We start from the raw sequence: 22,405 nt of genomic DNA, 5'->3' as shown, positions 1-22,405 counted from the left end.
ATGCATAAAAAAAGAATGCTTGAATTTCTATTGACTCCCACGTTACGTGTTGGCCCATACTAACAGTAACAACAGATATATGAGGAGGTAGTTATAATGGCAAGACCAACAACAAAACGCGACTTGATTCAAGCGGGGAATGATATGTACGAGAAAATGATCATGGTCTTGGATTCAATTCCAAAGGAAGAATTGAATCGTACGTTTGCTTTTGATTTGGAAAATGAGAAGCAAGCGCATTGGAAACGTGATAAAAATCTTCGTGATGTGCTTATCCACTTATATGAGTGGCACCAGTTATTGTTAAACTGGGTACAGGCGAATCAAGCAGGAGAGACTAAACAGTTTTTGAAGGAAGGCTATAATTGGAAGACATATGGGGAAATGAACATTGAATTCTGGGAAAAGCACCAAACTACCAGTTATGAAACAGCACTTGAGCTTTTAACAGAAAGTCATGAACAAGTGATGGAGCTTGCCAATGATTTTTCAAATGAAGAGTTGTTTTCAACGGGAATCTTTTCTTGGGTTGGGGGCAGTACGCTAGGAAGCTATTTTGTCTCAGCCACATCTAGTCACTATGATTGGGCCATGAAAAAAATACGAAAGTTCAAAAAATCATTATAAATCACGATCAGCTTAGCATATATAAGTGTTAAGCTGTTTTTTTGAATAAAAGTTAATCGTTAAAAATATCGCAAATAAAATATTGTGATTTTCAATATCATCAACCACTAGGAGAATGACTGACTTTGTATTTTTCTGGTACAATTAACAAAAGTAAAGGTTGGAGGTAGGACATGAAAAAGAGCAAAGTTGTTTTAGCCGCGGGAATTTTGGGTGCTGCGTCTGTAATAGCAAAAAAGAAGCTGATCGATGAGACCATCACTAAGCATTTGATTCCTCGACATTGGGATGAGGCAGAGATAAAGGAGCGTTTGGGCGAATTTACTCAAGCATTAGCAACTGGCAATGACGATAATATCAACCCGTTTGTTTTAGGGAAAGAAGCAAAAAGATTTAGACCTTTAAAGGGACAAGAATTAACCTTCCTGGAAGCTCGCTTTATAAATTTATATAAAGTTAAAGGAGATAGTTACAATAATTTACGCGGTTTAGTATCTTATCGTGTTGCTACGCCGAAAAAAGAGTACACATATTTGATTAAAGTTGCTCGTCTAGGTGTTGAGAAGCTGGATTGGTATATTCAAAAAGTAGTGGAACAGGATCATGGGATAAAATACCCAAATCAATACTTATTGCAGTTGACAGCTGTTCGTCCGAATGAAGAGCTTTGTCAGATCGAAACGGATGCAGGAACAATTACTGTGAGAGTATTTCAGCAGGATGCCCCGAAAGCGGTTAAGAATTGGCGCGGATTAGCAAAACAAGGCTTTTATGACGGCACACCATTTGCCCGAGTAATCAAAGATTTTGTGATTCAGGGCGGAGCCTTGGACGGTTCTGGTGATGAGGCGCAATCGATTTATGGTGGATACTTTGAGGATGAAGTAGATGAAGGATTGTATCATTTTGATGGGGCAGTTTGTTTAGGAAATCATGGTCCAAACACCAATGGCAATCAGTTTTTCATTGTGGAACGGAATCACGTGGATAAGGAACAGTTATATAGAATGAATTTACCGTTGAAGGTTCGTTCTCATTATGAAGCGGTTGGTGGACTTCCTGAGCTGGATGGTCGATACACTGTTTTTGGTCAAGTGATCGAAGGTATGTCGGTTGTACGGAAGATTGCAAGCCAAGTGACTGATACTCAAGATGCGCCATTGAAGCCGATCATGATTCGACAAATCACTTTTAAGAAAGCAAGTCAGAGTTAATCTGACTTGCTTTCTTTTGGCTCTATTTCAACTCTTTGTTTTGTGCTTTATCCATCGAGTAGACAATGAATAAAGGATAATTAAACCAATCAAAATGATCATTCGAATGATAGCAGGCGGGCTCCATACCCAAATAACAAATAGGACGAGTAACAGGTAAAGAAAGGTAAGGTAGACCATGTAAAACTCCTTTCCGAAGAAGGCTAGTATGAAGTATCAACTTGTACTGATAACAATATTTTTGTTATTTTCAAACATTTACTTATCCGCCAATAATAAAAAATAAGAAGAAAAAAAGTTAAGGAAGACTTAAATTGTCTTCCTTAACTTACTTTATAGTACCACATTTTTGATAGAATTTCAAGATTGTCTTTTTACTAACTATGTGCTATTTAGTCTGTGAAGGAGGCGAACTCAAAGATGACAAAATTTGATTTAACGTTATTTAACTATTTTTTAACTGAACAGACAGAAGAATCACGAACCCAAATTAATCAACAGCTTCTGAAGAATCATAAAAGCTATCAATTATCTGCTGCAGATTTCTCTGAAATAGCTGAAGAGAGGAAGCAACTTTTTAAGGAACATCATCTGATTGATTTTAGCTGGGACAACTCACAGTTGGTAGCAAATTTCTTAGCTTCAGAACCAATCCTTTACAGAAGTGATTATGTTGAGCATTTATCAGTTTGCCAAGCGATATTTTATTATTTACGAGCGTACCATTCCTACCAAGTGACGGACCAAGAAATTCTTGAAGAAATCGAGCGACGTTATCGAAAATATGATAGCGATTTAGAAATGCTGCAGGGCTCCTTTGAAGATTTCCCAGAATTGGAGGAAGACGAATGAAAAATGTATTGTTAGATCCAGCGTTTTATCCTTTCTTTATGAAGAAATTACAGGAACGCTTAAGCGGTTCTAGTGTCATGCCGATTGACCAAGCGGAGAGGATTCGGCAGTCAATCGAGTTTGTTCTAGAAAGTGGCGAAGAGGGGAAGTTGCCCGAACGATTTGAACAGGGCAAAGCGAAGTTGAAGGACCGATTAGCTGAGCTTCAGGACATCTATCAGGGAATCGTGGATAATTATCAAAGTTTTGGTATTGAATCACTGGAAGAAAGTCTGAGTGAAATCGGTAATTTTTTTACTAAATACGATATTGAGTATGGTGCAGCTGAAGTTGATCAGGCGTTTTTGGATTATCAGCTTGCTGAGTCTGTTCCAGCAGATTTTATTGGTATTGATTTTTATGAACGCTACTTACAGAATCTGGCTGCGGAGGTCCTTTTTCTTAAGAGTATTCCAGAGCACCAAATCTATGAATTAATGGACCATTATCAACAAAAACTAAGATTTGATTACCGCAAGGATGTGAACAATTTGTTTGAAATCGCCTTTAGACAGATAATTGGGAAACTATTAGTCGGAAAAAGCGGGATCAACTCACTGTTGCTAAATAGAGTTGAAGCGCAATATGTGTTGGAACGGATAAAAAATCAAACTCATTTTCCTGAGTTAGATCCGCTTTTTCAAAAGAATGATTATTATCGTCGCGTTTTTCTGCAGCTACGAAGCAGGGTTCTTCAACTGATAGTGTCTGAGAGCGCAGTTCACTTTTTTATCATCACAACTCCTAAGAAGAAGCTATTAGAATTACCTCCAACAATGTCATCAATCTGTTTTAATCAATTAATGGAAGCCTATTCTGTCGCGGATCAAAAGGGGAAAATCAACCTAATTGCTACAAATATTTCAACCCCAGAAGATCTCGAGGAATACCTAAAAGTTACCTCTGAATCATCAAAGTTTTATAAAAGTCTTTTTAAAGCGTTTGACAAGAATTTTATAAAGATTCTTTTGCTGGCTATAATGAATAATTATGGCTGTAAAACATATGAGGATATCGTTGATACGACAGCTCCTGACACACTTTTAAACCTTTTAAAAGATTATATAAAAACTTTAAATTCAAAGCAACGTTTCGAGCTTTTTACCACAATCGAAGAGTATCAATTAGTTCGTAACGATTTTTCGTAATATATAAAAATACGCTGCTAGTTAATGATTTTCCTAATTATTTGCTCGACCAGATTTGTCTGCTCAAAAGAAAGTTATGAAAATATTGTCGGAAATCCCATTATTAATAGATTTTGCCAGATTATTATAATATCGATAGTTATTTTACGAGCGGGATTTAAGAAGAAAGCCCGATTTTCCGTTAATTTGTAGGCAAATAGCAAACAGCTTTTTGCTTAGGAGGAACGGAACATGAGTAGCTATATAAAATTTATGTTAATCGCTGCGCTTTTTATTTCTACCGGCGCTGCATCTGTATTTGGTCAATCTCAGGAAAACTCACCAAGTACAACGGATCAAAAGACATCAGAGCAATCTACAAGTAAAGAAGCCAGCACCTCTTCGGAAAATTCAACGATAAAATCGTCTGAAGTATCATCTGAAGAATCGAGCAGTCAGACAACAACCAGCAGCACAGCTGCCGTTGAAAGTGAACCAGCTGTTCAAGACAGTGATGAAACACCGGTGGTAAACAGCACGGAAGAACCTGAACCAGCAACTGTTGAATCGACTAATGAATCAGCTGTGATAAATAGTCGGCCGGCACCGACTGTCAATGAAGCTGAGCCAACGAAGGAAACAGCCGCACCAGTCGAGACGCAAAATGCAGCAAACCCTGAACCAACAACAATGCAGGCTAGTCAAATGAAGATCAATGGTCAATTCATTACCTATTTAAATGCTGGCCAAAGTAACGGGCAAGCGATCATTGATGCCAACCCAAATCAAGTCGCAACATGGGGTGGAGCTTCTGTCCAATCAGGAAATGATGGATCTAATACTCATTTTATTGGGCATAACCCTGGAATTTTCAACGTACTATTCTCATTAGGAAATGGTGCGACTATCGATGTTTCTGATAGTGGTAACAATGTAACCTCATATACAGTTTCCCAAATCGTCACTGTTGATGACTCTGGCATGGCGGCGGATGGTACCGACTATTGGGATCAGATCACAGGTACTGGCGGTGGAGAACGCATTACTTTGCAGACATGTATTAATGATGATTACAACCTGATTGTCTTTGCGAACAAATAAACACGAAAGAGCAGTGCCGCTGTATACGGCACTGCTCTTATTTGTTCATTACTTGTTGAGAAAAATAGATTTCCTGGGCGGTTCTCATTTTGATATTGCCGAGTTCTTTTAAATGACGACGTGACTCATTTTTTTGAATCGTAACAATAAAGTTCAGAAGATTCTCACGATCGGAAGCTGAGAAGAAGTTGTTAACGATCAGAACGTTCTCATTTTCGTAGCCTTGGATCGGATTATTGCTAAGCACAATATCGTACGTAGCAAAATTCTTGAAATCTTCTGGTCCGGTGGAAATCACCGGCTCATTAAAAGTGTCGACAACAATACGTTTATTGTAGTTAGCAATCAAGAAGTCCCGCAGCATTTCTGCATGCCTTCGTCCGAGATCGCTGACGACTAGGATGTTTACCTTACGCCGCAGTTTTTCTAATTGAATTGGCAAATGGGTCCATTCCTTCATCAATAGGAAAAAGACATTGTTTAAACGAATATCCGTCCACAGCTCTGGAGACTTTTTCTCAATATCCTGCAAATGAATCTTTACTAAGGTTGAGAAGATTGGGTAGACTAGCTGGATCTCGCGCGCGAACTTCTGGTGTTTATCAAACAGCAGAATCTGACGATAAGGATAGAAATTATATTCGACATACCAAGACATCATTTCTTGAATGATTTTGCGTTTATCATCTCGATCTAATGGAAATTCGATTGCCTGAGAGATATTTTTTAAAAAGGTCTCGATTTTTCCATTGATCCGCACAATCTGTTCGGGATTATCCCAATTATAAAATTCATGGAAAACTGTTCGACTAACTTCTTTGTACCATTGCTTCGGTAGTGTGAAAGCCGTTTTTGCTAAAAGATGCTCAGCAAAGGGGCGACTAAAGTCTAAAACCTTATCAATCGTATCATCTTCTTCGGCATAGACGTTTTCTGGCAAATAAAACCCTTGATGCATTCGGTTTAGCGTTACCATGAACAGATAAGCAGCTTCTTGAATCTCCCGATCATCCAAAGCAACATCAAAGTCCGTTGATGTTCGCATGATAAAACAGGTCGTTTCTTCATGGTCTAAAGTGAAGGGCCACTCATTGACTCCATAGGCCTCAGTAAAGTATTGCTGGTAAAAGAAGCGTACCCAGCGTTCATCTGGACCAATGATCCTAAATGGAGATCGTTCAAGCTGCAGTCCACGCCGCTCCAAAAATTCTTCCAATGCATTGACCATGCGGTAAAAGGATGCCTCGCTCATAAACAGCTCATTGATCCAATAATCCGCATCCTGATTAGATTCGTAGAGCATCTTCTCTACAAATTGAAATTCCAAAGATTCATGATAGATTTGACCGTAAACATTTCCCAGTTTATTTGAGGTAATGTTGTTCAATCGCACGCCTTGGAATTTTGAATATTCGATGTAAATATAGTCACCCCAAAATTCATTGATAAAATCAATGTCAGATAAAAGTGTTTTGACCGAGCAATCAACTGTTCTAGCTGCTTCTTTGATATCACACCAAGAGGGCAACTGGTCTAAAAATTCCACGAATTGAATGCGTCGGTAAGTAGAGGAGTTTAGTAATTGTTTCATAGCGCACTCCTTTCAAAATAATAGTAGTTATCATTATAATTTTACCGATTTTCTTAAAAAAAAGCGAGCTATTTAGTTACAGTGAGTAATAAAACCTTCTGAAATAATGATTAAAGCGAGTATTTTCCCGTTATAGCCTATGGTATGATAGGAAAAAACGGAGGGATTAAATAATCGTGATCAAATTAGAAAAAGTAACTTCACCAACATTCGATGAAAATGTGTTGCCAGTTCAACTGACTGATGAAACAATGACGGCGCGCAAGAACAATTTATTAGTAAAAATGCAGCAAGAAAATTATGACGCTGTAGCTATCTACGCGGACTTAGAGCACGGAGGGAATTTTGAATATTTCACTGGGTTCGTTCCCCGCTTTGAAGAGGCGCTGTTAGTTGTTCACCAAAATGGCGAAGCGTATTTAGTATTAGGCAATGAAAACTTAAATAAGGTACCTTTTGCTCGGATCGAAGCAAAGGCCGTTCACATGCCGCATTTTTCATTGCCGAACCAACCAATGGAAACTAGCTTGAGTGTACTGGATATTTTAAAGCAAACTCGACTAGATAAAGCTAAAACGGTTGGACTGATTGGCTGGAAAAATTTTACCAGTCAGCAAGAAGACAATCGCACGCTTTATGATTTGCCATACTTTTTAGTGGATGGGCTGAAACAAGCAGCACCAGCAGCGATTTTTAAAAACGCTACCTATTTAATGATCGGAGACAAAGGTCTACGCACGACAAACAATGCCAATGAGATCGCGCATTATGAGTTTGGGGCTATGGTGGCGGGAAACTGTATGTTGAATGCTATGGATCAGTTAGAGCTGGGAAAAAATGAAATGGAAGTCGGCGCTTACTTGAATGATCTCGGACAAACTCCGAGTGTAGTGACAATCATGGCGACAGGAGCGCGTTTTGAAAAAGCCAATCTTTATCCTACTGGCAAGAAAATTCAGCTAGGTGATCGGATATCTATGACATGCGGCTACAAAGGTGGCCTCCAAAGTCGCGGCGGTTATGCAGTGAATACGAAAGAGGAGCTTCCTGAAGCTGAGCAGGATTATCTGGATCGTGTGGCGAAGCCTTATTTCAATGCTGTGAAAACATGGTTCGAAACCATTGCTGTTGGAATGAACGGGGCTGATCTTTACAAAAAAATTGAAGAGGTCTTACCGAAGGAACAATACGGCTGGCATCTAAACCCGGGGCATCTATGTGCCGATGAAGAATGGTTAGCCTCTCCTATTTATCCTGGTTCACGGGAAACAATTAAGAGCGGCATGATTTTCCAGTTTGATATTATTCCCTCAGTTCCTGGTTATTCCGGAGCCAGCTGTGAGGGCGGAGTAGTTATTGCTGATGAACAGTTGCGGAAAACAATCCAGACTAATTATCCAGAAATGTGGGTACGAATGCAGGCGCGCCGCAGCTATTTAATAGAAGAAATCGGTATTGCTTTGAGTGAAGAAGTGCTGCCGATGTGTAATGCTACAGCTTATTATCGTCCATTCTTTTTAAATAAGAAAGCAGCACTAACAGCTAAATAGATATAATCCAATCAAACACTTAAAGGAGCAATTCTTTGAGTGTTTTTTTGTGCTTTTTTTAAAAAATAGAGAATAAACATCGAAATTATTAAAATATATGAACGCCAACGAATAAAAATTTGATTATTTTAAATAATAACATGGCATCTTTATCAAAGAATCGTTATACTTTATATAGACAGGCTGTCGGTCACAAAAAAAGGAATGAGAATTATGCGAGTATCAAAGGATCCAACGGTTCGAAAGAAAGAAATTCTGGATGTCGCAGAGAAATTGTTCGCTCGAAAGGGTTTTGATCAAACCAGTACTGGAGAAATTATTGCTCAAGCAGGCATTGCCAGAGGAACCTTATATTATCACTTCCGTTCAAAAGAAGAAATCATGGATGCAATAGTCGAGCGGTCAACGAATCAATTGTTCGCGGCTGCTAAGAAAGTTGCGGCTGATCAAACGATTCCAGTTTATCAGCGTTTTGTGCAAACTGTACTTGCTTTACGTTTGGACACCTCAACTGACGATACGATGATGGACTATGTTCATAAGCCGCAAAATGCGTTGATGCATCAAAAGATACAGACAGCTCTGGTGCGAGAAATAACACCAGTCTTAACAGGTATCATAAAAGATGGGATTCATCAGGGATTATTTCAAACCGATTTTCCTTATCAGTCAGTGGAAATGGTCGTGGTTTACGCTACTGCCGCGTTTGATGAGCAGGAAATCGTTCCAAACAACAAGGAGCAAAAAAAAGTACGAGTTCAAAGTTTCTTTTATCTATTAGAACGAATGCTGGGTGTTGAAGAGGGCATATTAGCGAAAGAAATGGGAGGTATGTTTGATTAATACTTGGGAAAAAATGAAGGAGGAATGGGTTTAATGTACGGTAGATTAATTACAAATGATATCAAAAAAAGCAAACTAGTGACAGCTGCGACGACGATCTTTATTGCGATTACAGCAATGCTGGTTTCTTTAGCAGCCATATTAGTGATCAATTTGGCAGGCTCCATTGACAGTATGATGGAGCGGGCAAAAACACCACATTTTATGCAGATGCATTCAGGAGAGCTGGATAAGAACAAGCTGGAGGATTTCGCCGACGCTCAACAGAATCTAGCAGATTGGCAGGTGCTGAATTTTCTGAATGTCGATAATAGTGAATTGTTCATTGCAGGAGAACCCTTGACCGATAGTGTTCAGGATAATGGTTTTTCGGTTCAAAGTGAAAAATTTGATTTTCTCGTGGACACGAAGGATCGAATCATCCAGCCCCAAGTTGGTGAGGTCTACTTGCCAATCATTTATGAACGTGAAGGCATCGCAAAAAAAGGGGACATGCTGGAAGTACATGGTCATAGATTGACGGTAGCCGGCTTTTTACGGGATTCTCAGATGAATGCATCGCTGTCTTCATCGAAACGTTTCATTGTTCATAAAAATGATTATCAAGCTTTGGAAAATTTCGGCAACGTCGAATATCTGATTGAATATCGAGTGAAGGATACGGATAAAATCAGTGATTTGGAAACAGCTTATCTTAAGGAGAACCTGCCCGCGAATGGACCAGCTTTAACCGATACGCTTTTTCGCATGATAAATGCCCTGTCGGATGGGATCATGATCGCTATCATTTTACTGGTTAGCCTATTGATGCTGGCAGTAGCCTTTTTGTGTATTCGGTTCACGCTCTTATCAAAAATTGAAGACGACTATCCTGAAATCGGAGTATTGAAAGCGATTGGATTGAGGAACTCTGATGTCAAACGATTGTATTTGGCCAAATATGCTGCGATTGGTATCGTGGGCTGTATTCTGGGGTATCTCCTTTCGTTTGCTTTCCGTGGGATTTTATTAAAAAACATTCAGCTTTATATGGGAGAAAGCGGCAATCAGGGATTGTCATTGATTATCGGACTTTTAGGCACCGTATTGATTTTCTTCGGCGTCCTACTTTATGTCAATCTAGTGTTGCGACGCTTCCGTAAAATTTCTGCTGCTTCGGCGATTCGGTTTGGCGTTTCCCAAGACAAAGTTCGCGGCGGCAAAGGTTTGAAAATTGCTGGTCGTTCCTTTCCGAGAATCAACGGCTTATTAGGGATCAAAGATGTGCTGTCTCGCAAGAAAATCTATTTGACCCTGTTTATGGTTTTACTACTGTCATCGTTTATTTTGATTATGCCGCAAAATCTTTATAGCACGGTTTCTTCACAAAGCTTTTCTCGATATATGGGAATCGGAAAATCAGATCTGCGTTTGGATATTCAGCAAACGAAAAATATACCTGAAAAAACCGCGGATATTATGGAAGCCTTAGACCAAGACACGGATGTTACCAAATCTGTTGCTTTGACAACAAAAGCCTTCTCTTTAATCAAAAAAGGAAAAACTGAGGATCAGTTGAAGATCGAACTAGGTGATCATAATGTTTTTCCAGTGGAATACGCTGAAGGTAAAGCACCAATCAAAACAAATCAAATCGCTCTGTCTAGTTCTCTGTCCGATGACCTTGAGAAACCGCTCAATAGCACATTAACCGTTCGGACATCTGAAGGGGATCGCAAGCTGAAGGTTTGCGGAATCTATTCTGATGTCACTAATGGCGGAAAAACGGCGAAAGCGGTCTTTACTGATCAAAAAGCTGGAACGATGTGGTGTACCATCAGTGCTAATTTGAAAAAGGGCATTTCACCAAGTCAAACTGCGAAAAAGTATAGTAAGAAATATACCTATGCAAAGGTTTCAGATATCAAGCATTATATGAATCAAACATTTGGTTCCACGATCCATACTGTTGCGACTGCCGCAAAAGTTGCTGTGATCGTTGCATTAGTCATCACCGCTTTAATCGTTTTATTGTTTATCAAGATGCTGTTAGCCAAAGATCGTCATGAGATTGCTGTGCTGCAGGCATTAGGGTTTACCAGCCGTGATATCCGTCAGCAGTACTTTATGCGTTCACTTATGATTGTCGTATTAGGAACAATCATCGGAACGATCTTGGCCAGTACGCTGGGCGGACAAGTTGCAGGAATTGCTATGTCTATGATGGGCGTCAGCACTTTCCGCTTTTCGATTAATCCGCTGGTCAGCTTCGTACTCTGTCCATTAGGTATGCTGCTAGTCACATTACTAGCGACAACTATAGCGACTGCTTCATTACAAAAAATAAAAATCAGCGATAATATAAAGGAATGATGACGATGAAAAAAATGATTGTTGGAACCAATATAGAAAAATCTTTTGGACAAGAAAAAGTTTTACGCAGTGTATCTGTAGAAATTGAATCCGGTGACTTTGTTTCGATTATGGGGCCTTCAGGCTCAGGAAAAACGACTTTGATGTTTGCGCTCAGTGGGATGGATGAGATTGACGCGGGAAATGTTCAGTTTGACGGCAAAGAATTATCTAGTCTTTCGGAAAACGCCTTGGCTGATCTGCGACGCAAACAAATGGGCTTTGTCTTTCAACAGCCGACATTATTGAAAAATCTGAATGTACTGGACAATATCGTTTTACCCGCACAAAAAGGCAACGAAAAAGAAGCTAAAAGTTTAATGGAAAAAGGTCAAGAATTGATGAAGCGGATGGGTATCGCAGGGTTAGAGCAGCGGGACATTACTCAGGTTTCTGGAGGACAATTACAACGAGCAGGAATTTGCCGCGCACTGATGGGCGACCCACAAGTGATCTTTGGAGATGAACCAACAGGTGCATTGAATTCTAAATCAGCGCAAGAAATTATGGACATCTTATCAGAAATCAATCAGCAAGGCACAGCGGTGTGTCTTGTAACTCATGATGCAAAAGTCGCTGCGCAGACCCAACGAGTGCTGTTCATGAGTGATGGACAAATCGTTAGTGAACTGCAGTTTCTACCGGGTGAAGCTGTAACTTTAGAAGAGCGTATGGTAAAAGTTGCAGAGAAAATGCGAGAAATCGAGATTTAACTATAAAAAATAGGCGCATATCCAACGACGTTCTGGGTGCGCTCCTATTTTATTTTGGCAGATCGGATACTTTTTCTCGCAGTTCGGTAATCAGGTTCTTCAGTGACGCTTTTGCTAGATACCGTTTCGCGGAGATCATTGCTTCAGTTTCCCGAAGAATATTCCTATTATGAAGCAAATGCAGAGGAGTACTAAAAGAAATCGTTAGCTCTGAGCTTCCGCTTATCCCTTCCTCATGATATGCTTGATTATAAGGGGAGGGCAGCCTATGATCGAAAGCAGATTATTACAAATTCTTTTTATCCTACTAGAAGCTGGCTCTGCGACTGCGCCCGATCTGGCTGAGAAATTTGAAGTGTCAGCCCGCACGATTTATCGCGACGTAGACGCTTTAAGTGCTGCCGGTATCCCAGTTTATGCCGTTCGAGGAAAAGGCGGCGGTATCTTTATTCAAGAGAACTACGTCCTAGACAAAGCCGTGTTTTCAGATGAAGAACAAGAGGAAATCCTGATTGCGTTGCAAAACTTCAATCTCACCGATGGCACTCTCAGCAGTTCATTGGTTTCTAAGCTCAACACCTTGTTTAAAAAAGACAGTCTGGATTGGCTAGAGATCGACTTTTCTGATTGGACCGGTCTGCGCAACCAATTTTTCGATACGCTTCAGCGTGCCATTATTACTAGAAAAGTCATTCGAGTGAAGTATCTTAGCAGTATGGGACAATTTACTGAGCGAGAACTCGAACCTCTAAAACTTGTTTTCCGTAATAAAGCATGGTATCTCTATGCTTTTTGTCGTGTCAGAGCAGATTTTCGTCTTTTCAAAATCGCTCGGATGTGTGATTTACAGGTTTTATCAGAAGCCTTCGTTCGAGAAACACCGAAGAAAGTGTTCTCAGAAAAACAAGTATCATCGCAAAAAAAAGTTGAGCTGACGCTTCTATTCGATCAGGGTGTCGCCTATCGAGTGCAAGAAGAGTTCAATAATATCGTGGAAAACGAGGATGGCAGCTTGCTTGTTTTCATAAGATTTCCTGACGATGAAACGACAGTGAATTACTTGTTTTCGTTCGGTGACCATTTAGAAGTTTTAGAGCCCAAGGAGTACCGTGAAAAAATGGTAAATCGAATTGAAAATCTGAGAAGGAAATACAATACTTGACATCGGGTTTCAAGTTTCACTTGTTAAACTTAGGAAAAAAGGAGGCGTTTTTAATGAAACCAATTTTAAAAGACCAATCAGAATTTCCGACTATTGAGAATTTAGCAAAGCATTTATCCACTAAAGATTTAACACTTTACCGGCAACTATTAGATGAAATCCATAAATTTTCCTACAAAGAGGATTGGAATTACTATAAGGACGGAAATAATTGGTTAAGTAAAATACTCTTTAAAAAGAAAAATCTCGGCTGGATCTCGATTTGGGAGACTGGTATCAAAGTAAGTGTTTTCTTTGGTGAAAGAATTTGGCCGCAGCTTGTAGCTCATGAGCTGTTTAGCAAACTTGAAGCTAACGGTGCATCGATTGACAAAACAGGGAAGCTTAACGCAGTTTTGGTTCCTATTAAAGATGAAGAAAGCTTACAAACGGCTATCGAGTTAGTTAATTTAAAAAAATCCATCAAATAAATAATCAAAAATCTCATAGTGTAAAGTTGTCCGTGGAGAAAAATTGGAACAATAGTGCTTTTGTTGCGAGAATGGGTCGATTCTATTTGAGAGAAATGGAGCTAATTACACTGTAGATGCGGAAAATGAAATGCTGGAAGGCTCTAAGAGATTACAGAAAATTACAGAAAGTTAGAAGATTTAGATATAGAAACTAAAAAACTTTATGGTTAACTAAAATCTGTTTAATCCCAAACTAAATTGAATTCCTGTCGGTCATTTATAATAGAAAAGACAGACAGTCACCATTTAATTTATAAAAGCTTTTCGATGATCATTATCGAAGAGCTTTTTTCTTTTTGCATAATGAGTATTGGTGATAAAGAAAACGTTAGAGGTAGTTTAAGGTTTGAGAATAATGTTAGTTTTTCTCAAACCTTAAAAGAGTAAAACAAAAGAGGCTTTTAAATCAAGAATCTTGTCATAGCAACTATAAAGCATTCTTTTGAATCTGTTCATACACAAAAAATATTTTGCTGAATTGATCTGGAAATTTTTTAACATGAATGATGATAAATCAAAAGAAGAAATCATTTTGAATCGGCAAGCAGCGACGATTACGAACAAGACTTAAGCGAATGATCTGAAACGAGTTCATAAATGAATTGTATGATCCAGTGTGCATCAATTGATCACCAGACGACGATTGACAGTGATTTTAAACGAAAAAGGTCTATAAAAGATATCACAAGTGATTGTTAGAATTCATTTTAGCGATAGCGACAGGCTTTTTCAGTCAAGGGATGCGTCTAATATGACAACTAGAGATTTACCAAGCTATTGATTGCTGAAGAAGCCGCAGGTTAAGAAATCATGTTTTCGTAACAATATCTATTTTCCCGAAAGCATGATTTATTACGTGCTGTAAATCGTAAAAAGCGGCATTTTCAACGATCATTATAGATGCTGAAAAATATTACTATCGATCAACAACTATGCTAATTGCAGTAATTCGTTTTAATTGCGCTATAAATTACATTTCGTTGGTATCACGCGAATCCGTTGCCGCATCAATGGTTTTGTTGATCGTTTAGCTGGCTTTATGATTGTTCAAATGACTTTTGCTAGCTAAAATACTGATTTTCAATACGTGTATAAATTTAATTCAATTTTTTTAAAGTGCAACCCTCTTCTTAAATTTATTTGATGTATAGTTATTTAATGGGGTGGAAAACTGTTGTTATGCTTTATAGAAAGAACCATTTTTCAGTAATATTAAACGAATCGTTCATTTATCCCCTCCTATCATATATTTCCATTATCGTTATTTTATGATTGACAAAATGGTATATACCAATTATAATGGATTTAGAGGTTTCGTTCCCTCTCCTACTTCAAAATGAAAGGAATGAATCGAAATGAGTCGAGAAATGCTAAAAGAACGCTACGAAAAGGAATTTGAAAAATTACCGGATTTCATCCAAAAGTATTTGCTTTACTTGGAGGCAATCCCCCGTTCGACTAATACACTCTATGAATACTCAAAGGAATATCGGCGATTCCTCTCCTGGCTCTCCTCAGAACGTATCATTCAAGTGGATGATATTTCAGAGATCCGGCTGGAAGATTTTGAAAGACTAAATAAAGATAAGATCGTTCTATACAAGTCCTTTTTAAATCAATCACCGAAACGAACTTTTGAAGGAAAAAATGAAAATGACGTCGCTCAATCCCCTTTAGCTGAAAGAAATACCCATCGTCTGAAAGTTACAGTTCAACGAAGTATTACCGCCCTGCGCTCCCTTTTCAAATATCTAGCAAACGAAGAAGTCGAGGAGTTTGATGAACAAACGGGTGAATATATCATTCGGCCGATGCTAAGAAGAAATATTATGGTCAATATCGAAAATGGTGGTGTCGATGCTTCTGATGCCGTTCGAAAAGATAAAATTGAAAAAATGCTTTATTTGGATTCTGATGCGATCGACTTTGTTGAATTTGTCTATGAGGGCTATGGCAACAATCTGTCCTCCCGCCAAGCAAGAATCGCTTATGAAAAAAATCGCATTCGTGACACCGCGATCCTCGCCTTGTTCCTCGGATCAGGCATTCGTTTATCTGAATTGGTCAATACAAATGTCAGCGACCTCAACTATGATGGACTGTATGTTCAGGTTCAGCGTAAAGGCGATACATTAGATCATGCGATGATTTCCCCTATTTTTATCGATTACATTCAGGAATATATTGATCAGCGGAAGGTTTTATATAATGCGGATGACTCGGTGCCGGCTTTGTTTTTAACGAAGCACAAGAATGTTGCCAAACGGATGGAGGGCGGATCAATCGAAAAAATGATCGACAAATACTCCACTGCTTTTGGTAAACGAACGACCCCACATAAGCTGCGGCACAGCGTTGGAACGATGGCTTTCAGAAAGACGAAAAACTTGAAAACTGTTAGCGAAATCTTAGGTCAACGCGGAACCTCCGCGACAGAAATCTATACCCATATCGTCAAGAAAGAAAAACGCTCCGTAATCGATGATTTGTGGACGTAATAAAACAGAAAAGCAGAGATCAATCTCACTAATATGTAGATTGATCTCTGTTTTCTTTTTATTTCTCTGGAGTAATATAGGGAACGATTGGTGCGGTTGCTCCTATTGAGCTTAGAGTATCCTTAACTATAAATAGTTTACTTATGCATATTTTTGAATGCGGCTGTTTGTTCACGAATGCCTTTTTCTGCCGCAAAGCGTTCAATACTTGATGCGCCAAAGAATCCGTCAATTCCCTCAGTTTTTTCGATCACGTATTGAGCATCTTCAGGTTCTGCAATTGGACCACCGTGACAGATTACTAAGATATCAGGGTTTACTTCTCTTCCAGCCTTAATAATAGCTTCGATCTTTTCAACACAGTCATCTAAGGTTAAGGCAGTTTTTGCACCAATCGTTCCCTTGGTCGTTAATCCCATATGGGCTACTAAGATATCAGCACCGGCTTCCGCCATTTTTTTTGCTTGTTCCGGATCGAAAACATAAGGTGTGGTAAGCATGTCCAAATCATGAGCTTTTTTAATCATGTCTACTTCTAAATCATAGCCCATGCCTGTTTCTTCAAGGTTCTGTCTGAACACGCCGTCGATTAATCCCACTGTTGGGAAATTTTGGACACCGCTAAAGCCTTGTTCTTTCAACTGCTTTAAATAGATTTCCATTACTCGAAATGGATCGGTCCCGCAAACACCAGCAAGTACAGGCGTTTCTTTTACTACAGGCAAGACTTCTTGCCCCATCTCAACAACGATTTGATTAGCATCTCCGTAAGAAAGAAGTCCTGCCAATGATCCTCTTCCAGCCATCCGATATCTGCCAGAATTGTAAATAATCAGCATATCTGCTCCACCAGCTTCGCTACTCTTAGCCGTGATCCCAGTTCCAGCACCGACCCCGACAAGTACATCTCCTTTGTTGATTTTTTCTTTAAAGTTTGCGACGATTTCTTTTCTCGTTAGCTTATTCATTCTTTATTTCTCCTTTTTAGTCATAAGATTTATTAGCTGTTGTGCTGAAAGTTCCGCGAATTCTCTGTCGTTAATTGCTGTTTCTTTTTCGATCACGGTTACTTTTTGATTGTTTAAATTTTCTTTGATTGTGTTGATCAAAGCCGCATCTGCTTCTGGATCATAGAATGGGCCATTTTTCACATCAATAGCTGAAAAACCAGCATTTGGAATCATGATAATAGTGTCTGTTTTCGCTAGGTTCAACTTTTCGGCGATTATTTTACCCAGTTTCTTATTTTCCTCAATTGTTGTTCTCATTAAGGTCACAGTCGGGTTATGTTTGTAAAATTCTCTATCCTTGAACTTCTCTGGAACAGTATCGAAGGGACCGAAATTAACCATATCCATCGCACCTAAGGAAACAACCTGAGGAATTTCGGCTAAAGCAGCCGCTTCCAATCGTTTTTCACCAGCGTTTAAAATGCCGCCCACTAGTTGATCTGCCCATTCAGTAGTTGTTAGATCAAGAACTCCTTTAAAATAGCCATCAGATACCAACGATTCCATCGTTCTCCCACCAATACCGGTCGCATGAAAGACTAATACTTCATATCCGTTCTTTTCAAGGTATTCTCTGGCGAAATTGACTGCTGGTGTAGTGACTCCAAACATGGTCGCTGCGATTAACGGTCGTTCATCTTCTTCATTTTCAAAGCGATAATTCAATAAACCTGCCATGGCCGACACTGCATTTCCAAATATCCGTTTAGAAATCTTGTTCAAGCCGGAAACATCTACAATCGATGGCATCATCATGATGTCACTGGTTCCAACATAAACACTAGTATCACCTGAAGCAACTGTTGAGACGATCAATTTTGGAATTCCAATAGGCAATTGCCGCATTCCCGGAGCTACTAAAGAAGTTCCTCCCGTACCACCAAAGGATAGAACACCATCAAATAATCCTTTTGCGAAGAGCTTAGGTAATAGGCTCTCCAATCCTTTTGACAAGATATCGGTGGCATACGCCCGATCGTTTCGTTCCCGAATTTTCTGGATATTCCCATTCACTTGTTCTGCAATTTCTGCTACATCAACATCAGGTGTAAATGTTGGTTCAAAAACGCCAGTGTGGATAGTGAAGACGTTCAAATTAAGTGTTTCAAGAAGTCCTTTGATATATTGATACTCCGCGCCTTTTGAATCAAAAGTTCCGACTAATGCAACTGTTTTCAATCGTTCGTACCTCCTTATTAAACTTTTTGATTACAAAGTAATTATAGCTGTGCAAACAATCGGTGAAAACGTTTTATTCTTTTAAAAAATAGTGTCTATATTCGATTCTCTGTATTTCTTTGGTGATTTCTTCATGTACTTCTTAAATATCTTGTTAAACTGTGCATAATCAGGGTAGCCGACTAATTGTGCAATCTCAACGAGACGCAAATCAGTTGATTTCATCAGTTCAATCGCTTTATTTAAGCGAAATTTGATCAGATACTCAGTAAAGCTAATTCCTGTTTTCTTTTTAAAGAGATCACTCAGGTAGCTAGAGGATAAGTTGGTGAACTCGGCAAGTTCACTGATAAAAATATTGGTGGAATAGTTTTCGTGAATGTATTTTTTGACAAACTCTACATAATCATAATATTTTTCAACGCCTTCTAGAATTTGAATGGTCAGATTGTCATGTTCTGTATGGGCAGCATCTTTAAAGGATTTGATTTGGGTTGAAAGAATTTGCTCAGAATTTATCCGCTCAAATGTTGAACCACCGATATATCCGCTAATTTCTGGAAACTTATTATAGACATACCTGACTTCGGTCAAATCATTGATCGGACCACCGTATACTGTAATAATACTAGTGGACTTTCTTTTTTCTAGGATTGTACATATTTCTTGGATTGTAGCAAGCATCGCTTCAAAAGAACGCATCTTTTTAGCACCAAGATTTCCTCCCTCTGTCAGACCTAGATGAATACATAATACATCTGGTCTCACCCGATCCATTTGTTCTGCTTCGTTAGTATTTGTAACAAATCCCATGGTAAATAGACCTGCTTTTTTCGCTTTTTCAATGAAGTCTACTTCTTGAGAGTATTTAATGTTCTCTTCCTCTAATGCTTCTCTGAACTGTCCATCAATCAGGCAAATAGTCGGATAGTTCACAACACCAGCGAAATTATATTCTTGAATATGTTCGATCAGTTCGTTCGAATTCATCAATGGATCGGTGGTATTCACTCCAAATAAGACTGGATAATCCTCGAGGATCGGCAAGAGCTCCCTGATGGAAAAATTTTCTACTAAGTCATTGCTATTGGCAAATGGCAGATAACCGGCTAATGAGCTTCTGCCCATCTGTCTGAATTTCCCCGAATTTAGCGCTAAAATGAAGTCGGCCCCACCTTCTTTAGCGTTGATCGCACTCATTCCTGTAGCCGTAGCAACACCTAGAAGAAACTTTCCTTCATAAATTTGTCGTTTTAGCTTTTTTAGTATTACTTCTCTCTTCATCTATTTATCACACTTTCACTAGTTACTATCGTCGATTTTTCTAATTCTATGCTAACACTAGGGCATCCAAGTTGCGATATAAAAAGCCGAATAACTGTATAACTATCAATAAAGATAGTTATGCAGTTATTCGGCTTAATGTGATTTAAGTATTTCAAAAAATCCTATTTCATTATATCGTAGACTTCTTTAGACATTCTGGAGATTGTCTCATAATTAGAATTATTTGTCATTACGCTGATGATATAAGGTTTATTCGTGTAGACGATGCCGCAATCGTGGGCGTAGCCGTACAGATCACCAATTTTGTGAGCGACATGAACGGGTAGATATTTTGGCAGACGTTGTTTATCATAGGTTGTGTTAGACATGTAATTTAGAACGTTTCCACCATTATGATACATTTCCTTCAATAGTAAGGAATTTTCACGTGCGGTGACGTAACGGATACCATCCCAGCGACGACCGATCACTCGACTGATCTCATTTCTCATCTTTTGATCGTATTTGTTAGCCCCATAATACCCTAAGAAATTGGCGCCTTGATTGTCGGAATACTTGCAGGTCCAATCCATGATTGTATAGAGGCTGTATTGATTCCCCAATCTCTTTGTTTGAAGAATTCCAGCTCCACCGCGCATATAGGAATAGGTCATGCGATTGATCTGATCAGTGTAGGTGTAGAGCTTATTAGGGTTCACTTTCTTTTCATTGATCATTTTTTGTGTGTAGTATAAAACAGGCAGCTTTCCAGTGCTAGCCCCCATGAAGGTTTTACTGCCGTTGATTTGAGCAGTTTCGCCATCAATCAAACTAGTGACATAGATGCCATAATTCCCAGATCGATACTTTCGATTGAGCAGACCCTGAACTCTTTTAATTTTGCTTTTGGTGGAAGCCTCAACTCTGGTGGCGCTAGAATTGATATACCCATACCATTTTCCATTGCCGTCATATAGCGAAAGATAGCGTGAGCCGTTGAAATGCTGATAATATCCTTGTGCAGTAAACAGCTTGCTGCGATAGTTGTTGCTTTTTGCTTTAGGTGTCCAGTTAAAGTTGCTCCAAAGATCCCAATTTTGTTTGGTTAGGATCACCTTTTGTCCGCCTTTTTGCCAGATTCCTTGTTTTCCACCCGCTACCTTAACACCTGTCGCATTGATGTACCCCTGCCATTTGTTTTTATTGTCGTACAAGCTGTAATAGGTCGAACCGTTGTAATGCTTGTATTGTCCTTGGGCGTGATAGGTCTTTCCATATAAGGCAGAGCTGCCTTGTTTTTTCTTCCAAGCAAAGCTGTCCCAGACAGTATAGTTTTTGGTCGTAACAGTGATATACTTGTTGAAATTTTGCCAGATGCCTTGCTGAGCATTGGTGATTTTCGTTCCAGTATCATTGATGTAGCCGATCCAGTTATTCTTACTATCATACAAGCTCAAATAGGTCGAACCATTGTAATGAAGATAACGTCCTTTTGCTAAATAAGTTCTGCCAAAAACAGATTTTGAAGTGCGTTTTGGATTCCAACTGAAACTGTTCCATATAGTGTAGTCGTTTCTGGAAATCGTCGCATAACGATTGTATGTTTGATAGTTTCCTTGCGCCCCGCCTGCATAGGAGGCCATCGTCTCTTCAATATAACCGACCCAAGCTTCTTTATTGTTCTTTCTTTCGTATACGCTGAGGTAATTTTTGCCATTGGCATGATAATAGATTCCCTTAGCAAGCAAGGTTCGATTTAGGAAACCTTTGTTATCTTTTTTACCTGTAAAAGCAAAGCTAGTCCAAATAACGGTCTGATTTCCTTTTAGATTCAGGTAACGACCGTGATTACGATAGTCACCCTGAGCAGCGGTGGTTTTACTATCCTTTTGTGGCAGCCAGCCGAGAATCTGCCCTTTAGCATTAGCGATCTGATAATAAGCGGTACCATTGAAATGCTGAGCAGTAGCTTTGATGGTAAGTGTCGCTTTTAAGTAATTTGCTGCCGGCAGTGTTTGCGAGCCATCGCCATTTTGCAAGATTGAAGCTTTACTATTAGTGATGATTAAGTAGCCGTTTTTAGCGGTTGGGATACCGAAAGCATCATTGGCAATCGAACCAGCAATGATTTTCCCATAAAATAGCTTGCCATTAGAAAATTGGAATTCCAGAACTTCCCCATTTTCCGTTTCTTGACTGCGGATGATTTTTACCGTAGTACCTTTTTTAATGCCATTAGCCGGCTTGGTCATTTCTGGATCTGTAAAAAGCTTTGTTGGATCAGTGATAGTGAAATACTCTGTTCTTGCCACCCACACAGGTGGAGGTGCTGTTTCTGAAGAAGAGGTTTCTGTTGTCGAATCAATTGTGTTTTGTTCTTGTAAGCCGGTTGCTGTGTCATTTGTATGAGACGATGGCGGCTCTTCGTTTCTAATCTGATCTGAATTATTTAATGAACTATCATAAGTGCTTTCAGCGGTATTGTCAGTTGAAGCGGAATTGTTCGATGATTGTACCGTAGTTTCAACGGTCCTATCTGCAACCAGCCCGCTACTCGATTCTGTTTCCGCGATGACTTGCGGAGTAAATAAGAGATTTACCAACATCCCCAAAATAATTAAGTGCCCCTTTTTCATTCCAACCCCTCCAGATAAAACTTTATTTATTAATTATTATCACCTATAACAAGAAATCAAGCTAGAGGAAAAGTGAATATAATTTTTAAAAGGC

17 protein-coding genes are annotated in these 22,405 nt (G+C 39.2%); 12 read left to right on the top strand and 5 right to left on the bottom strand.

Annotation, left to right across the window (positions count from 1 at the left end; translation table 11 throughout):
• The first annotated feature begins 96 nt into the window (after window positions 1-96).
• The 5 genes from E6139_RS02705 (at window position 97) to E6139_RS02685 (ending at window position 4,960) form a co-directional block, all read left to right on the top strand.
• Entirely contained in the window at window positions 97-627 is a 531-nt protein-coding gene (locus E6139_RS02705; protein ID WP_316401507.1) for a ClbS/DfsB family four-helix bundle protein, read from the top strand.
• Window positions 628-800: 173 nt separating this feature from the next.
• Window positions 801-1,841, top strand: coding sequence for a peptidylprolyl isomerase (locus tag E6139_RS02700; RefSeq protein WP_316401506.1), 1,041 nt, complete (start codon window positions 801-803; stop codon window positions 1,839-1,841).
• Window positions 1,842-2,261: 420 nt separating this feature from the next.
• Window positions 2,262-2,693, top strand: a complete 432-nt coding sequence (locus E6139_RS02695; RefSeq protein ID WP_316401505.1) for a DUF6323 family protein — start codon at window positions 2,262-2,264, stop codon at window positions 2,691-2,693.
• Window positions 2,690-3,880: a DUF6179 domain-containing protein gene (locus tag E6139_RS02690; protein ID WP_316401503.1), complete on the top strand. Its 1,191-nt coding sequence runs from the start codon at window positions 2,690-2,692 to the stop codon at window positions 3,878-3,880. The genes E6139_RS02695 and E6139_RS02690 overlap by 4 nt, the downstream gene beginning before the upstream one ends.
• 231 nt (window positions 3,881-4,111) lie before the next feature.
• A complete protein-coding gene (locus E6139_RS02685) occupies window positions 4,112-4,960 on the top strand; it encodes a class F sortase (RefSeq protein WP_316401502.1) in 849 nt (282 codons plus the stop codon).
• A gap of 37 nt (window positions 4,961-4,997) precedes the next feature.
• On the opposite strand, the gene E6139_RS02680 is transcribed toward E6139_RS02685, so the two are convergent.
• Complete coding sequence (locus E6139_RS02680; RefSeq protein ID WP_316401501.1) at window positions 4,998-6,551, bottom strand: helix-turn-helix domain-containing protein; 1,554 nt, start codon at window positions 6,549-6,551, stop codon at window positions 4,998-5,000.
• Window positions 6,552-6,727: 176 nt separating this feature from the next.
• Between E6139_RS02680 and E6139_RS02675 the strand changes: the two genes are divergently transcribed.
• The 7 genes from E6139_RS02675 (at window position 6,728) to xerS (ending at window position 16,220) form a co-directional block, all read left to right on the top strand.
• On the top strand, window positions 6,728-8,101 hold the full coding sequence (locus E6139_RS02675; RefSeq protein ID WP_316401500.1) for a M24 family metallopeptidase: 1,374 nt from the start codon (window positions 6,728-6,730) through the stop codon (window positions 8,099-8,101).
• Between the two features lie 213 nt (window positions 8,102-8,314).
• Window positions 8,315-8,944, top strand: coding sequence for a TetR/AcrR family transcriptional regulator (locus E6139_RS02670; RefSeq protein WP_316401499.1), 630 nt, complete (start codon window positions 8,315-8,317; stop codon window positions 8,942-8,944).
• Window positions 8,945-8,977: 33 nt separating this feature from the next.
• The gene (locus tag E6139_RS02665; RefSeq protein WP_316401498.1) at window positions 8,978-11,296 is read left to right on the top strand and encodes an ABC transporter permease; all 2,319 of its coding nucleotides are present in this window, start codon (window positions 8,978-8,980) and stop codon (window positions 11,294-11,296) included.
• 5 nt (window positions 11,297-11,301) lie between these two features.
• Window positions 11,302-12,048 carry an ABC transporter ATP-binding protein gene (locus E6139_RS02660; RefSeq protein WP_316401497.1) on the top strand — a complete coding sequence of 249 codons (747 nt, stop codon included), beginning with the start codon at window positions 11,302-11,304 and terminating at the stop codon, window positions 12,046-12,048.
• A gap of 268 nt (window positions 12,049-12,316) precedes the next feature.
• Complete coding sequence (locus E6139_RS02655; RefSeq protein WP_316401496.1) at window positions 12,317-13,210, top strand: YafY family protein; 894 nt, start codon at window positions 12,317-12,319, stop codon at window positions 13,208-13,210.
• 53 nt (window positions 13,211-13,263) lie between these two features.
• Window positions 13,264-13,680 carry a DUF3788 family protein gene (locus E6139_RS02650; RefSeq protein ID WP_316401495.1) on the top strand — a complete coding sequence of 139 codons (417 nt, stop codon included), beginning with the start codon at window positions 13,264-13,266 and terminating at the stop codon, window positions 13,678-13,680.
• A gap of 1,397 nt (window positions 13,681-15,077) precedes the next feature.
• On the top strand, window positions 15,078-16,220 hold the full coding sequence (gene xerS / locus E6139_RS02645; RefSeq protein WP_316401494.1) for a tyrosine recombinase XerS: 1,143 nt from the start codon (window positions 15,078-15,080) through the stop codon (window positions 16,218-16,220).
• Between the two features lie 137 nt (window positions 16,221-16,357).
• Here the strand turns inward: xerS and E6139_RS02640 are convergent, their stop codons facing one another.
• The 4 genes from E6139_RS02640 to E6139_RS02625 all read right to left on the bottom strand — a co-directional run bounded on the left by E6139_RS02640 (window position 16,358) and on the right by E6139_RS02625 (window position 22,311).
• Entirely contained in the window at window positions 16,358-17,188 is an 831-nt protein-coding gene (locus E6139_RS02640) for a phosphoenolpyruvate hydrolase family protein (RefSeq protein ID WP_316401493.1), read from the bottom strand.
• Window positions 17,189-17,191: 3 nt separating this feature from the next.
• Complete coding sequence (locus E6139_RS02635) at window positions 17,192-18,409, bottom strand: Tm-1-like ATP-binding domain-containing protein (protein WP_316401492.1); 1,218 nt, start codon at window positions 18,407-18,409, stop codon at window positions 17,192-17,194.
• 81 nt (window positions 18,410-18,490) lie between these two features.
• The gene (locus tag E6139_RS02630) at window positions 18,491-19,693 is read right to left on the bottom strand and encodes a phosphoenolpyruvate hydrolase family protein (protein WP_316401491.1); all 1,203 of its coding nucleotides are present in this window, start codon (window positions 19,691-19,693) and stop codon (window positions 18,491-18,493) included.
• Between the two features lie 164 nt (window positions 19,694-19,857).
• On the bottom strand, window positions 19,858-22,311 hold the full coding sequence (locus E6139_RS02625; protein ID WP_316401490.1) for a serine hydrolase: 2,454 nt from the start codon (window positions 22,309-22,311) through the stop codon (window positions 19,858-19,860).
• Between the last annotated feature and the right edge of the window lie 94 nt (window positions 22,312-22,405).

This window comes from Enterococcus sp., assembly GCF_032555305.1.
GTDB lineage: Bacteria > Bacillota > Bacilli > Lactobacillales > Enterococcaceae > Enterococcus_A.
The sequence above is the reverse complement of the archived record's forward strand: the minus strand, read 5'-3'. Positions and strand labels throughout refer to the sequence as shown.

Excerpts from the sequence above, each read along its gene's own strand:
- E6139_RS02660 (WP_316401497.1), top strand. The coding sequence starts at position 11,302 with ATGAAAAAAATGATTGTTGGAACCAATATAGAAAAATCTTTTGGACAA.
- E6139_RS02640 (WP_316401493.1), bottom strand. The coding sequence starts at position 17,188 with ATGAATAAGCTAACGAGAAAAGAAATCGTCGCAAACTTTAAAGAAAAA.
- xerS (WP_316401494.1), top strand. The coding sequence starts at position 15,078 with ATGAGTCGAGAAATGCTAAAAGAACGCTACGAAAAGGAATTTGAAAAA.
- E6139_RS02670 (WP_316401499.1), top strand. The coding sequence starts at position 8,315 with ATGCGAGTATCAAAGGATCCAACGGTTCGAAAGAAAGAAATTCTGGAT.
- E6139_RS02655 (WP_316401496.1), top strand. The coding sequence starts at position 12,317 with ATGATCGAAAGCAGATTATTACAAATTCTTTTTATCCTACTAGAAGCT.
- E6139_RS02695 (WP_316401505.1), top strand. The coding sequence starts at position 2,262 with ATGACAAAATTTGATTTAACGTTATTTAACTATTTTTTAACTGAACAG.
- E6139_RS02690 (WP_316401503.1), top strand. The coding sequence starts at position 2,690 with ATGAAAAATGTATTGTTAGATCCAGCGTTTTATCCTTTCTTTATGAAG.
- E6139_RS02700 (WP_316401506.1), top strand. The coding sequence starts at position 801 with ATGAAAAAGAGCAAAGTTGTTTTAGCCGCGGGAATTTTGGGTGCTGCG.
- E6139_RS02680 (WP_316401501.1), bottom strand. The coding sequence starts at position 6,551 with ATGAAACAATTACTAAACTCCTCTACTTACCGACGCATTCAATTCGTG.
- E6139_RS02630 (WP_316401491.1), bottom strand. The coding sequence starts at position 19,693 with ATGAAGAGAGAAGTAATACTAAAAAAGCTAAAACGACAAATTTATGAA.
- E6139_RS02625 (WP_316401490.1), bottom strand. The coding sequence starts at position 22,311 with ATGAAAAAGGGGCACTTAATTATTTTGGGGATGTTGGTAAATCTCTTA.
- E6139_RS02685 (WP_316401502.1), top strand. The coding sequence starts at position 4,112 with ATGAGTAGCTATATAAAATTTATGTTAATCGCTGCGCTTTTTATTTCT.
- E6139_RS02650 (WP_316401495.1), top strand. The coding sequence starts at position 13,264 with ATGAAACCAATTTTAAAAGACCAATCAGAATTTCCGACTATTGAGAAT.
- E6139_RS02665 (WP_316401498.1), top strand. The coding sequence starts at position 8,978 with ATGTACGGTAGATTAATTACAAATGATATCAAAAAAAGCAAACTAGTG.
- E6139_RS02705 (WP_316401507.1), top strand. The coding sequence starts at position 97 with ATGGCAAGACCAACAACAAAACGCGACTTGATTCAAGCGGGGAATGAT.